This window comes from Lacticaseibacillus zhaodongensis (genome assembly GCF_009687905.1).
Taxonomy (GTDB): Bacteria; Bacillota; Bacilli; order Lactobacillales; family Lactobacillaceae; genus Lacticaseibacillus; species Lacticaseibacillus zhaodongensis.
In genome coordinates, this window is sequence record NZ_BLBG01000003.1 from 93,304 (window position 1) to 107,542 (window position 14,239).

At 45.3% G+C, this 14,239-nt stretch carries 7 protein-coding genes and 1 pseudogene; 6 read left to right on the plus strand and 2 right to left on the minus strand.

What is annotated here, in order from left to right:
* Positions 1 to 11: 11 nt before the first annotated feature.
* The 6 genes and pseudogenes from ftsY to pglX (GN107_RS04560) form a co-directional block, all read left to right on the plus strand.
* A pseudogene (gene ftsY / locus GN107_RS04535) lies at positions 12 to 995 on the plus strand (signal recognition particle-docking protein FtsY); the annotation flags it as partial.
* A 96-nt stretch (positions 996 to 1,091) separates the two neighbouring features.
* Positions 1,092 to 2,354 carry a methionine gamma-lyase family protein gene (locus GN107_RS04540; RefSeq protein ID WP_155286682.1) on the plus strand — a complete coding sequence of 421 codons (1,263 nt, stop codon included), beginning with the start codon at positions 1,092 to 1,094 and terminating at the stop codon, positions 2,352 to 2,354.
* 163 nt (positions 2,355 to 2,517) lie between these two features.
* Positions 2,518 to 3,111, plus strand: a complete 594-nt coding sequence (locus GN107_RS04545) for a DUF1819 family protein (protein ID WP_196246254.1) — start codon at positions 2,518 to 2,520, stop codon at positions 3,109 to 3,111.
* Position 3,112: 1 nt separating this feature from the next.
* A complete protein-coding gene (locus GN107_RS04550) occupies positions 3,113 to 3,694 on the plus strand; it encodes a DUF1788 domain-containing protein (RefSeq protein ID WP_155286680.1) in 582 nt (193 codons plus the stop codon).
* Between the two features lie 23 nt (positions 3,695 to 3,717).
* Positions 3,718 to 7,299, plus strand: a complete 3,582-nt coding sequence (gene brxC / locus GN107_RS04555) for a BREX system P-loop protein BrxC (RefSeq protein WP_196246253.1) — start codon at positions 3,718 to 3,720, stop codon at positions 7,297 to 7,299.
* A 20-nt stretch (positions 7,300 to 7,319) separates the two neighbouring features.
* On the plus strand, positions 7,320 to 10,958 hold the full coding sequence (pglX, locus tag GN107_RS04560; RefSeq protein ID WP_155288050.1) for a BREX-1 system adenine-specific DNA-methyltransferase PglX: 3,639 nt from the start codon (positions 7,320 to 7,322) through the stop codon (positions 10,956 to 10,958).
* A gap of 65 nt (positions 10,959 to 11,023) precedes the next feature.
* Here the strand turns inward: pglX (GN107_RS04560) and GN107_RS04565 are convergent, their stop codons facing one another.
* On the minus strand, positions 11,024 to 12,100 hold the full coding sequence (locus GN107_RS04565; protein ID WP_155286677.1) for a site-specific integrase: 1,077 nt from the start codon (positions 12,098 to 12,100) through the stop codon (positions 11,024 to 11,026).
* A 73-nt stretch (positions 12,101 to 12,173) separates the two neighbouring features.
* Positions 12,174 to 14,231 carry a BREX-1 system adenine-specific DNA-methyltransferase PglX gene (gene pglX / locus GN107_RS04570; RefSeq protein ID WP_269057686.1) on the minus strand — a complete coding sequence of 686 codons (2,058 nt, stop codon included), beginning with the start codon at positions 14,229 to 14,231 and terminating at the stop codon, positions 12,174 to 12,176.
* Positions 14,232 to 14,239 lie beyond the last annotated feature (8 nt).

Sequence of the window (14,239 nt, forward strand, 5' to 3'; positions counted from 1 at the left end):
GAGGCAAAATTATGGGATTATTCGATCGAATTAAACGCGCTTTTGGCGGCAAGTCTGAGACCGAAGACACGGAGAAGTATGACGCCGCGCTTGAAAAAAGTCGGAGCAGCTTTGGCGACAAGCTGAACGCACTGTTTGCCAACTTCCGGACCGTTGATGAAGATTTCTTCGATGACCTTGAAGACACCTTAATTGGGGCCGACGTTGGCTTTGAAACGGCGGTCAAAATCACCGACGAGCTGCGCGAAGAGGTTAAACTCCGCAACGCCAAGGATTCAAATGCCGTTGCCCGGGTGATCGTCCAAAAGCTCGTTGACCTTTATGGTGACGAGGGGCAAGACGAAGATAACAGTTTACATTTTGCCGAGTCTGGCCCGACCGTCTTCCTCTTCGTGGGGGTGAATGGGGCCGGTAAGACGACCACAATCGGGAAGCTAGCTAAGCGCCTCCACGACCAAGGTAAGTCGGTCCTGTTGGCGGCCGCCGACACTTTCCGGGCCGGTGCCATTCAGCAGCTGCAGGTTTGGGGCGAGCGCGATGATGTGCCCGTTGTTGCCGGTCCTGAAGGTGGCGATCCGGCTGCGGTTGTCTTTGACGCTGTGGTCCGCGCCAAGAAGGAGAATGCCGACGTTTTGCTGGTCGACACTGCTGGCCGCTTGCAGAACAAGGTCAACCTGATGAAAGAACTGGGCAAAATCGAGCGGGTGATCAAACGTGAATTACCGGATGAACCCAGTGAGGTTTTGCTAGTTGTCGACGCGACGACCGGCCAGAACGCACTTAATCAGGCTAAGGAGTTCAACCAGACCACGAAGATGACGGGCTTGGTCCTGACCAAACTGGATGGTTCCGGTAAGGGTGGCATTGTTTTGGCCGTCCGCAACGAGTTGCACGTGCCGGTCAAGCTGGTCGGCCTGGGTGAGAAGGTTGACGACCTGGCTGATTTTGAACCCACCAAGTTTGTATATGGCCTGTTCAAGGGCTTGATCGATGAACCGGCGGGTGCTAAAGATGAGGCAGATCCAGCTGCTGTGGCTGCCGCAACTGAAAACAATGAAGATTCAGAAGAGCACGAGGAGGACAAATAATAAATGAGTTGGCGCGATAACTACGACCCCAAACTGGTCGCACTTGTAGACAAGGTGGATGCCAAAATTGCACCCCGACTGGCCGAAATTGACGAGCAAATCGTTGAGAATGAGTCTAAGGTTTTACGCTCATTTCAGGAACACAATGTTGCTGAAAGTGACCTGACGGGGTCAACCGGTTACGGTCACTATGATGAAGGTCGCGACAAGCTGGAGGCCATCTACGCCGATGTTCTGGGCGGTGAGGACGCATTGGTGCGCCCACAACTGATTTCCGGAACCCACGCAATCGGGGTCGCTTTGCTAGGCCTCGTGCGCCCAGGCGATGAGATCGTCTACATCACTGGTAAGCCTTACGACACTCTGCAGGAAGTCCTTGGGATTGCCGGGGATGGCGTTGGCAGCCCCAAGGAATACGGCATTGGGGTGGACTGGGTTGACCTCTTGCCGAACGGTGAGGTTGACGTTGACGCCATCAAGAAGCGTGTGACACCAAAGACCACGGTCGTTGCCATTCAGCGCTCCCGTGGTTACGCGACGCGCGATTCGTTCACAGTCGATAAGATTGCGGCCATGATCAAGGTGGTCAAGGAAGTCGCACCTGACGCGGTCATTTTCGTAGATAACGCTTATGGTGAATTTTCCGAGACCAAGGAGCCACTGCACGTGGGCGCCGACCTGATGGCGGGCTCCCTGTTCAAGAATGCTGGCGGTGGCATGGCCAAAACTGGTGGTTACATCGTTGGTCGTAAAGACCTCGTGACGAAGGTCAGCTACCGCTTCACGGTTCCTGGTCTGGGTGGCGCTGAGGGGGCTACTTACGGCAACCTCGCCGACATGCTGCAGGGTTTCTTCATCGCGCCACAGACCACTGGGAACGCCATCAAGGGTTCCATCTTCGAAGCTGCTCTGTTTGCGGAGCTCGGCCTGGAAGTTGCGCCGAAGTGGGACGCACCGCGGACCGACCTCATTCAGACGGTCAACTTCGGGAATGCGGACGACATGATTGCTTTCGCCAAAGCGATTCAGCATAACTCGCCCGTTGATTCTTTCGTTACGCCGATTCCAGAAAAGATGGCCGGCTACGAAGATGAGGTCATCATGGCCGCCGGTAACTTCGTTCAGGGTGCGACCATTGAGTACTCCGGTGACGGTCCACTGCGGCCACCATACACGCTGTACCTGCAGGGTGGTCTGACTTACGCGCACGTTAAGCTCGCAACGATTGGGGCGGCGCAGGAGACGTTCTTCGACAAGAAGAAGTAATTGTTAGTTTAGAATGCTGTTTATTCCTAATACGCACGTAAAAGGGTTTCCGCGTTGATGCGGGAACCCTTTTGTTGCGCTTACAATACATGTGCCAAAAACTCTCATTGATGTGCCAAAATTTTGCTAAAATGTAGATTAGCGAACGTTAGGGGTGAACACCTTGGAAAAGTACAAAGCCGGTATCGACAAAAATGCCTTCTGGCTCAACGAACTGATTGCCGTCGCACAGATGCGGGATTCTGGTCAAGAGTGGGCCGATGTTCAGCAGGCCGTGGTTGACGATAATCAGTTGTTGATTTCGTCAAGACAGCGGGCCAAACAAATATATGGTGTTTTGAACCGTCGCCTTGAGTCGTTGCCAGATAAACTGCGTAGTTTGTTGCTGACAAGCAGCATGGATGATCAGAAAATCATCAACTTAGTGGCAATTATGAATACAGAGTTGCTGATTAAAGATTTCATCCTGATTCGGTTCCGGGACGAACTGATTGTGGGTGATGCCAAGATTGAGCCTTATGAGATTCAGGCTTTCTTTGATCATTTGCAAGCTACTAATGATGTTGTGGCTTCGTGGACCGACCAGACCATTCACCGCTTGGGCAGTACAATTCGGAATTACCTCAGGATGGCAGGGTTAGCGGTTGCTGACGGTAATGATTTAGTGGTCCAACGGCCGATTGTTGGTTATGAGTTGGAACAAGCCTTACGCAACAATGGATATGGCGCGTATGTGAACGCGCTGACGGGGATGTAGGATGGATAAACTAACCAAAGATTTTATCAATCTAAGAGAAAAAATCAGTTCACCAACTTTTCAAGCCAATGAAGGTTTATCAAACGAAGTCGGTTATTATATTTTCAGCTATGATCCAGCGCAGGAGATGCGAGTGCGGGAGGAAATCACCAATTTAGTTACGACGGCAACGCCCGCTACAATCAATGCGTCCATTCAAGTGTTTGATCTTTTTAAGATTATGATGCACATAGTTGATGAGTTTGGTTATCGGGAGCAATTCGCTGATTTTGAAAAGCAGTACGGAATGTCTTCCGTGATTGAGCAAATGGAACGCTTGCTACGAATGAACAGGGATGACAACCGGATTGTTGAGTATATTCAGAAGCACTTACGCCCGGGACGAACTATCATCTTCGTAACTGGTGTTGGCGCGGTGTTTCCCTTGGTGCGTGCACATAAGGTCTTGAATACTATGAATCAAGTTATTGATAACGTACCGGTCGTGATGTTTTATCCTGGGATGTACGATAGCGTCCGGTTGAAAATGTTTGGGGAACTGCAGGATGATAACTATTACCGCGCGTTTAGCCTAAATTCCTAATGGTTACGCAATGGGGGAGAATTATGGAAATTAAAGATGTGTTTGCTAAGCCGATTGATCGGCGCATTCAAGGGGTAATTAAAGTTGGTCAGGAAGAGGACGCGATTCTTCGGCAGGAATTAGACGAGTACGTCGTAACTGATGAGCTGCAGCGGTTGTTCGCGGATTTCTTTACCGCTTATGAACGTAGTTTGGACGAACCAACGGATGAAATGGGTGCCTGGATTTCAGGCTTCTTCGGTTCAGGTAAATCGCACTTCATGAAGATTATCGCTGACATCTTGAAAGACACACCAGTTGATGGCAAACGGCCGGTTGATTATTTCCAGAGTAAAATTCACGATCAGATGACCTTGAACCAAATGGAACGGGCGGCAAATGCTCCGACCAACGTGATTTCATTCAATATTGATGCGGCCTCTAGGGTCTCCGCAAAGTCAAAAGACAGTGCGATTCTGGATGTGTTTTTACAGGAATTCAACAAGAGCCAGGGCCTGTCCGATGTCGCCTGGATTGCTGACTTGGAACGGCACCTGATTGCTGATGGCAAGTATGCTGCATTCCAGGATTATTTCAATAGTCACAACACCCACGGTTTGGTTTGGGAAGACGACGGTCGGGAGCAGTATGCGTTCAACGCCGGTGTGATTAAGGATGCACTAGTTGCATCCGGATTCATGAGTGATGAAGATGCGGATGGCTTCACAAGACAGTGGAACACACCTTACCCAATGAGCATCGAAGAATTCGCCCAGCTGGTTGCAAAATATATAAATGAAAGTGGCAATCGTGTGGTCTTTCTTGTTGATGAAGTGGGGCAGTTCGTTGGCGACAGTCAGTCATTGATGCTGAACCTGCAATCAATGGTGGAACAATTGGGAGTTGCCGCGCGGGGCAAGGCGTGGGTCATCGTAACTTCCCAGCAAGATATCAACGCGGTCACTAAGAATGTTGATGGGCAAGACTTTTCGAAGATTCAGGGCCGGTTCAAGACCCGCATCAACATGAGCTCGGCCAATGTTGATGAAGTGATCAAGAAGCGGATTCTTGCTAAGACTGAACCAGCACAGCGGGCCTTGGAAACGGAGTATGCTGCCAACTCTGCTTCAATCAACAATAGTATTGATTTCGACGATGGTGTTTCGCGTGATCATTACAAGACGGCGAAGGATTTTGCGGACAATTACCCATTTGTTCCGTACCAGTTCAATTTGTTGCAGGATGTGTTGACCGCAGTGCGGACGCACGGTTCTGATGGTAAGCACCTCTCAGAAGGTGAACGCTCAATGCTCGCCATCTTCCAGGAATCTGCGGAACGTATCATGCACGCTGATATTGGTAAATTAGTTCCTTTCAGCCTGTTCTTCGAAGGCTTAGACCAGTTTCTAGACCACACACACCGGATTGTCATCACCCACGCCAAGAACAACGACAGCGTTAACCCTAAACACGAGGAAAATCCCTTTGCCGTACAGGTGCTTAAAACTTTGTTCATGGTTAAGTACACCAATTTTAAAGCGACCCTAGATAACATCACAACTTTAATGATTGACGACATTAACGTGGATCGGGTACAGCTGCGGAAGAACGTGCAGAACGCTTTGAACGTGCTGATCCGGCAGAATTTGGTTGAGAAGAACCTTAGTGTCTACGTATTCTTGACTGATGCTGAGCAAGACATCAACCAAGAAATCGAACACCAGAATGTTGATGATGTTGAGGTTGCCAGCAAACTAGGCGAGTTTATTTACAGTGGCAATATTATTAAAAATAAGTATTCTTACCCGAAGCTTAGTGGCCGCTATACTTTCAACCTGAATGCATTTGTTGATGATACGCCTGTCGGGAAGACCAGCAACGAATTATCACTCAAAATCGTTACGCCGCTGCAGTATGAGCTGGCTGATGAAGCAAATCAGTTGCTTTACTCAGCTGGGGATGGAAGTCACTCAGTTGTGATTGCCTTGCCGCAGCAGCAAACAGACTATGTGGAGAACACGCGGCGGGCACTCAAAATTGACAAGTTTCTGCGGTCGAATTTCAGCAACCGTGATGCTGAGTTCCAAGCTTTAGGCCGGGCGCGTTCGGTCGAACGGACAGAATTGCAGGCAGAGGCTAAACGGCAAGTAACAAATGCGCTCGAGGAAGCTACCTTGTTGGTCGGTGGCCAGCGTATCGATTCAAAGCGGGATTTCGCTTCACGATTAGCTGATGCTGAACAGATGCTCGTTGACAACAACTATCGCAACTTGAGTTATATTACTGCGGCCAAGGGCGAACGGGATATTCTGCAGCTATTGGCCGGTGATGGCTTAGTTAAAACTGATGAAAACAGCCAGGCGGTTGACGAAGTGGCCAGGTATATCGACAGGGTTGCGCAGACACGCCCACACGTGACACTTCATCAGGTGCGCGAGCAGTTTGAAATAATTCCGTATGGCTACACGGAAGAGGACATCGAATGGCTAGTTGCGAAACTGTATGTAACCCGAAAAATCAAGGCTACCTTTAATGGAGTTGTGGTATCAAGTGAGCAGTTTAAGAATAAGGAAATAGCCGATCTGTTCACGCGTAAGCAAAACGTCGACAAGGTGGAGTTGCAGCCGCGTCCAACCATAAGCCAACAGGATGTACGCATGGTAAAGGACACCGCCCGGGATGTGTTCGGCAAGAAGAACTTCAGTGCTGACAACATTGACGGCCAAATTGTGGAGCTTAAAGAGAAGATTAAGCTTGATTTGGATAATCTGGAAGAATTTTATCAACAGAATTCGGGTTTTCCTGGCCAAAATTTACTTGAGCAAGGAATCAAACTACTGCGGCGGTTGAAGGATACTGCGGATACCGATTCGTTCATTAAACAATTGCGTGAAATTAAGACGGAACTTGAGGATTGGGATTACGACTGCGAAGACACCGGTGTAATTGAGTTTTATCGGAATGAGGCCCAGCAGAAGATCTGGGAACGATCATTGACCGACATGAGCCTCTATAAGGCATCCAAAGAGTTCATTTCAGACGAAGGCCTGGAGGATGTTGTTCAGCAATTAAACAAGCTGCTTAATTCAAACAATCCAGCCACTAACACACCAAAGCTTGGGACGTTAAATGATGAATTTGCCAAACGTTACAGCGAGATATTTGATGCTGAAGAGGAGGACCAGAACGCTAAAATTCAACAAATTTTGGATGTCGGCTTAGCACGCTTTAATCGGGCCCACGTTGGGGATGATTTTAAACATCGAATTGCTCAGTCGTATAAGAATGAGATTGCCGAAATTAACGGACGCGACGCAAAGGACATTGGTACACTTCGCACCAAGTCTGATCGGGCACAAACTGTTCTTGATCGGAAATCGCAGGAATTGCAAAAAGAAGAAGAACGTCTAATTGTTAAAACAGTTCCTGTCGATCCCAAACCAACAGTTGATACACCAGTAAAGCCTAGAACGACCAAGTACATCGACTACAATAACCTTGGTCTGAAGTCCACATGGGTGATTAACAACGAAGATGACGTTGATGCTAAATTGACTGAGTTGCGCAAGGTGCTGGTTGCAAAACTAAACGAAGAAGGTACTAGCGGAATTGAACTGACTTTCTAGTCCTTTGAAAGGATTCATTAATGGATAAACGTGTAATAGAAAAATTTGCGGTAAGTGCTCGCAAACAATTGATCGAAGATATTGGGTTGCGTTTGGCACAACTAGGTATTGATGAGAACGGTGCAAGTGAGAGGGAAGATCGTTCCACTCGTGAGGCCGAGTTTTATGCTAATCAAGAAAAACCCTTGACGGGTGTGGAAATTGGTTGGCGACAAGCAGTTGTGAACCGCCTGACTAAGACTGCAAAAAATGATCAGTGGGCCACTGCATATGCAGATTTGGTGGAGGAAGTTGCTTACACTTGGTTTAACCGGATTATTGCGATTCGTTTCATGGAAGTTAACGACTATCTTCCCAGCCACGTGCGGGTTCTGTCGTCCATTGAGGGGCGCAATGAGCCAGATATAATGACGGAAGCACTGGATATTTCTGAATATCTGGGCGAATTTACTGCGGCAGAGAAGCAAGTTTACGATGAGGCGTGGGCGGCTCAAGATCCGGCCAAAATGGATAAGCTGTACCGCATGCTGTTCTTAAAGCAGATTGATGCGTTGAACGAGAACCTTCCTAAGCTGTTTGAGAAAACTGATGATTACATGAAACTTTTGTTCACCCCCAGCTATAACAACGGGGTGATCAAGGCACTGGTGACGGATGTGCCAGAGGCTGATTTTGATGTGGAAAAAGAGGGCCAGGTCGAGATCATTGGCTGGTTGTATCAGTACTACAATGAGGAACCCAAGGACGCTGCATTCAAAAAGTCCAAGTATACTCGTGCCGAAATCCCTGCAGTTACACAGCTATTCACCCCTGACTGGATTGTCAAATATCTAGTTGAAAATTCATTGGGTCGTTTTTGGATTAATCGTCTGCAAGCTAAGGGCGACACCAGAACTGCAAAGGAGATTGCCGAGGTATTTAATTGGCGGTACTTTATGCCAGCTGCCGAACAAACTTCTGAAATTCAGCTGCAAATCAAGAATGATGATAAAGAACTCAACAAACTTGAGCTTGAAGATATCACCCTGATTGATCCTTCGATGGGATCCGGTCACATTCTCGTGTACGCTTTTGACGTGTTAATGCAGTTGTATGAGTCCGAAGGCTACGGACGAAGCGTTGCAGCCCGGAGCATTCTGAAAAACAATCTGTTTGGTTTAGACATCGATACGCGAGCTTATCAGCTGACGTATTTTGCACTCATGATGAAGGCACGGCAGTATGATTCGCGAGCATTAACACGAAAGGTCAGTATTAATGTGTTAGATGTTCCTCAGTTGAATTGGACAACTGAAGATCAAGAATTATTGGTTAATAACTTAGCAACAACTGCTGACACACGGAGCAACTTAGCAACACTTACAAATATGTTTAGCGTCGGGGATGAATTGGGATCAGTAATCAGTTTTCCCGCTGACTTTGATTGGAATGGGTTGAGAGGACTGACAGTTTCAATACCCGATGATGGACAATTGCTGCTTGATTCGAGTCGACTAACAGACTTGCAGCTACAGCTTAGTAATGCGTTGAGTGTCGGCAAAATCTTAAGTAGTCATTACACTGTAGCGGTTACAAACCCACCTTATATGGGCTCTGGCAAGATGCCTTCCGCATTGCAAAAGTTTGTAAAAAAGAACTTTCCTAACAGTAAATCAGACTTGTTTGCTGTTTTCATGGAGCGGTTGCATCAGTTGGCTGCACAAGCCGGTTACTATGCGATGATTACGCAACATCAGTGGATGTTTCTTTCCAGTTTTGGGAATCTACGCTCACTTTTGCGTGGAGACACACTTGTCAATTTGGCACATCTTGGAACACATGCGTTCCAAGAAATTGGCGGGGAAGTGGTTCAATCGGCTGCGTTTGTATTCAAAAGAACTCAAGTTAAGGATTACTTGGGAACTTATGAGCGGTTAGTTGATTTTGGGTCACAGCAGAAAAAAGAAGAAGCATTTTTGAATGCCGTTCATAATCCTCAGGTGAAATATCTTTATCGAACTAACCAAGCGAACTTTAGCAATATTCCTGGTAGTCCAATCGCTTACTGGGCCAGCGACAATTTGATCCATGATTTTGAAATTGGCATCCCTCTCTCCGAGCTGGTGGATCCTCGTCAAGGACTGGCTACAGCCGACAATAACCGCTTTTTGCGTCAATGGTTTGAAGTAACGTATTCAGAAATCAAGTTTGATGCCAAATCCATAAGTGACTCTGTTAAATCTAAGAAAAAATGGTTCCCGTATAACAAAGGTGGTGCTTACCGCAAGTGGTATGGAAATTACGACTATGTGATTAACTGGGAAAACGATGGATATGAAATTCGCAATTTTAACTGGCCAAACGGAAAACAACGTTCAGTGGTACGCAACCCAGATTATTACTTCCGTGAAGCGATTACTTGGTCAAAAGTCACGTCGGGATCTTTTAATATTCGATATAGAAACAGTGGTTCAATTTTCGACACTGGTGGTAATGAGGCATTTGCTGACAATCTTGGCCAGTTACTCATTGCTCTAGGAGTGACCAATTCAAAAGCTGGAAATTATATTCTTGAAATATTAAATCCAACAATCAACATGTTGACAGAAGATTTTAAACATTTTCCAGTTGTTAACGGAGACAGGGAGGATACAATCAAGAGAATAGTTGCCGAAAATATTAACTATGCAGAATCAGATTGGAATATTGACGAAACCTCATGGGATTTTTTAACTAATCCACTACTGCACAAATTCGATGAACATAATCGAAATTGGACGATTGCAGAGGCCTTTGATCAGTGGAAACAGGAGGCTGAGAACCGCTTCGAGCAGCTTAAGTCAAACGAAGAGGAACTAAATAGGATTTTCATTGATTTGTACGGTTTGCAGGATGAGTTGGCCCCAGAAGAAGATGACAAGGATGTCTCCGTACGACGTGCTGATTATAAACGTGATATCAAAGCATTTTTATCGTACTTTGTTGGGGTAACGTTTGGCCGATATTCATTGGATACACCAGGTCTTGCTTTTGCCGGTGGAGAATGGGATGCAGGTAAGTACAAGTCTTATGTGCCAAATACTGATGATGTATTGTTACTTACGGATGCAGATTATTTTGGTGATAATCGAGACGTGATTTATCGATTAAAGGAGTTTTTGACGGTAACATTTGGTCAACAACATTTATCAGAGAACTTAGACTTTATTGCTGGTGCATTAGACAAAAAAGGTGATTCATCTGAAGCACAGATACGCAAGTACTTTGTTGACGACTTTTACAAAAAGGACCATCTTTCCACCTACCAGAAGCGCCCAATTTATTGGCAGTTGCAATCAGGCAAAAAGAATGGATTTAAAGCATTGATGTACTTGCATCGTTACGATTCAAACACGATGGCGGCAATTCGAACCAAATATTTGCATCCGCTGCAAAGTGCCTACGAAAATCGGATCGAACAGTTAAAACAGATGCTCGATCAAGGGCTATCTGGGCGTGATAAGAATGTAGCTTCAAAAGAATTAGATAAGTTGTTGGCACAACTAGACGAATTGGTTAAGTATGATCAAGTTCTGCAGCACGTTGCTAATCAACACATTGTGTTAGATTTAGACGATGGCGTTTTAGTAAACCATAAAAAAGTACAAGCAGGAGAAAAGTTACTAACTCCCATTAAGTAAATAGTTAAACGAGAGGCCCGCCAGTAAACAGACGGGCCTCTCGTTGTGCCACGAAATGTGCCAAGTTATAAATTATTCAAAACTGAAATGATTTTATCATTATCTAGTTGCTCTAACTCTTTGATTACATGCAAATAGGTTGATTGGGTTGTCGTTATGTTCGCGTGGCCTAAGCGTTTTGATACTGACAGAACGCTAACCCCTTGGTACAACAGGACCGACGCGTGTGTGTGGCGTAGACCGTGGAAGGTAATTCGTGGTAAACCAAGCAACTTCAGAATTCCGGTTAGTGTTTTGTTGATCTCGGCGCTAACGGGAGCAGGCGACTCAGCTGCGAATATTGGCTTGCTGGCATCTTGAAGGCAGCTTGTGAAAGCTTTTAATCGCTGGGTCGTTCTTGAATCTATTGGAATGGTCCGGATTGATGATTTGTTTTTAGTTGGCTTGAAGCCTGTGTGGTATTTGTAATCCCAAGTTTGACTCACGGTTATAGTTGATTGGTCGAAATCAATTGATTTTAGGGTGAGCCCAACCACTTCGGCAAAACGAAGTCCGGTTACAGCCGCGAGATAGATAATCATTTGCTGTTTGTTGCTGGTGTCCAAAGAATTAACGAGTGTACGCCAGTCGTTGTAATTTAATGCTTGCTGAGGATGTGCCACTTTCCGGCCCGTGATGACGACCTTACGTGTTGGGTCAGACAAGATAATCTTTTCGTCTAATGCATCCAAAACGGCGGCACGAATCTGCTTGTGGAATGTGGCAACAGTTCTAGGTGCGTGTGTTTGGGCGAACTCATTGATTTTTTCTTGGTAAAAAATGCGGTTTAAATCATGCAGCGTAATATTGCCAAAGAGGTTTTGAATATGGCTGAGCGTATTGTAATACTTAACCAAAGTTACCGCTGAAACTGACTTCTCCTTGTATAATTTAATCCACTTCTCAAAATAGGCTGCCAGGGAAATGTTGCCGTCACGAAAACTACGAACATCAATGTACGTTGACTTAATTTGGCTGGCGGCCAGTTCCGCATCTGACTTGAAATGAAATCCGGATTTACGCAGCTTCTTGTATTTTCCGTCCAAATCTTTGTAGGAAATCTCGTATTGCCATGATTCCCCACGTTTTCTATAACTAACCATTTTTTCCTCCTAAATTATCGCTTGATAATACTTGGCACTTTTTTGGCACAAATATATTTTATATTGCGACAAATCAGGGAGGAGGTTGTTTATGTTCATCAATATTGGAGATCAATGGCGAATTGTCAAAGTCCCATGCAATCTCTAAGATGTTCCAATCGTCTTTTGCTATGGAAATGTTTTTATAAACCAGTTGTTGAATCTGTAATTTATCTTTCCGACTTACAATTAGGGGAAATCTTCCCACATCGCCGACTTGAAGACTGACAGTAGGATTTAGTATTTCAAAAATTAAGTCTCCTAACTTTGTGTTTAGTGCTGCCAACGAGTAAAACAAAATATCCCTGTTTTGGCCTCTGGCGAAAGCCGACATACCTTTATCTGCATGAATAGAAGATGCAGCGCGGTAACGAATAGAGAAATGGCCACTCGTAATACCTGACCACGTAATCGCTTCACGGAAGTAAAAAGAAGTATTTTGTGGACGAGATTTTACCTTGCCATTGTGATCTTTGAAATTTCTAATTTCGTATCCGTCATTTTGCCAATTAACTACATAGTCATAATTTCCATACCACTTGCGGTAAGCACCACCTTTGTTATACGGGAACCATTTTTTCTTAGATTTAACAGAGTCACTGATGGATTTGGCGTCAAACTTGATTTCTGAATATGTTACTTCAAACCATTGACGCAAAAAGCGGTTATTGTCAGCTGTAGCCAGCCCTTGTCGGGGCTCTACTAATTTGGACATAGGGGTACCAATTTCAAAATCATGAATTAAATTGTCGCTTGCCCAGTATGCGATTGGACTACCCGGAATTTTACTAAAGTTCGCTTGGTTAGTTCGATAAACATAACCAACAGACGGATATTTGATAGCTTCAGTAACTTTCTGCCCTTGCACTTCCATTCCACCTTTAAAGTCAGTCAGCCGAAGATAAATTCCATTAGAATGATTCACGGTGTTTTTAAGAACAAAGCTATCAATGGTGACAAACGCTTCGTCGAAAAAGGCGTGGGTTTCCATTTGAATTAAACTACTGATCTCGAAATTATCAATTATGGATTCTCGCAGCTTCTGAAAGGTTTTGATAAACATCCAAACCATGGGCGTCATGTATGCAGCATAGCCGTCAGTTGTAGTCATATTAATATTCATCCAGATAAATATTGAAAACATGTCCCCACAATAAGCCTTGTAGTTTTTCTTCACATAGGCTTTAAGAGACTTATCCATGTGGTTCAGATACGGTGGGTTCGTAACTATAACTTCGAATTTTGTTTGAAATATCTGAACAATATTTAGCGTATTCGACAGAATATTAATTTTGCCGTCGATTCCAAAAACGTCCAGATCCGTTTTACTAATTGCATTGGATAATTCTTTTTTTAATGATGATGTGTCAAAAGAACGATTCAGCTTAACAATAGAACCAAGGGTGCGTGCATTCGAAAATTTATTCGCAATCTCAGCCAAATCTTTCTTTGCAGGTTCGGATATATTCCACGAATTTATATCTTCTGCCGTGATATCGTCGGTGTCTTCAAACACATAAATATTTGGCATAATTTCCATGGTCAATGCACGGCGGTTGTATTGCCGCAATTTCATCATCAGTGCAAAGTAAGCTAACTGGTACGCGCGACGGTCAATTTCCAGGCCGTACAGGTTGTTTTCAATTATGCCAACTGCAGCATCACGTTTTGAATAGCCCTGTTCGAGATACATTTCCATCAGCACGTCAAACGCGTATACCAAGATGTGTCCTGAACCCATGGCATTATCGAGTACTTTAATGTTTTTTAGTTCAACGGTGTCTTCAGATTGGACGAGCTTGCCTGGCAACAAATATTCCAACTTGTCAGCAATTGTGGAATCTTCATTATGCTCCAGGTAAAACCGGCCCAGTGAGTTATCGACCATGTAGCGTACAACCCAATCAGTCGTGAACAGCTGCGTAGCCGCGGGGATGTCGTTCTTTTTCACGGGTCCACCGTTGATATTAACAACTTGATTATGTGGTTCCTCATTGTAGTACTGGTACAGCCACCCAATGATCTCGACCTGGCCCTCTTTTTCCACGTCAAAATCAGCTTCTGGCACATCCGTCACCAGTGCCTTGATCACCCCGTTGT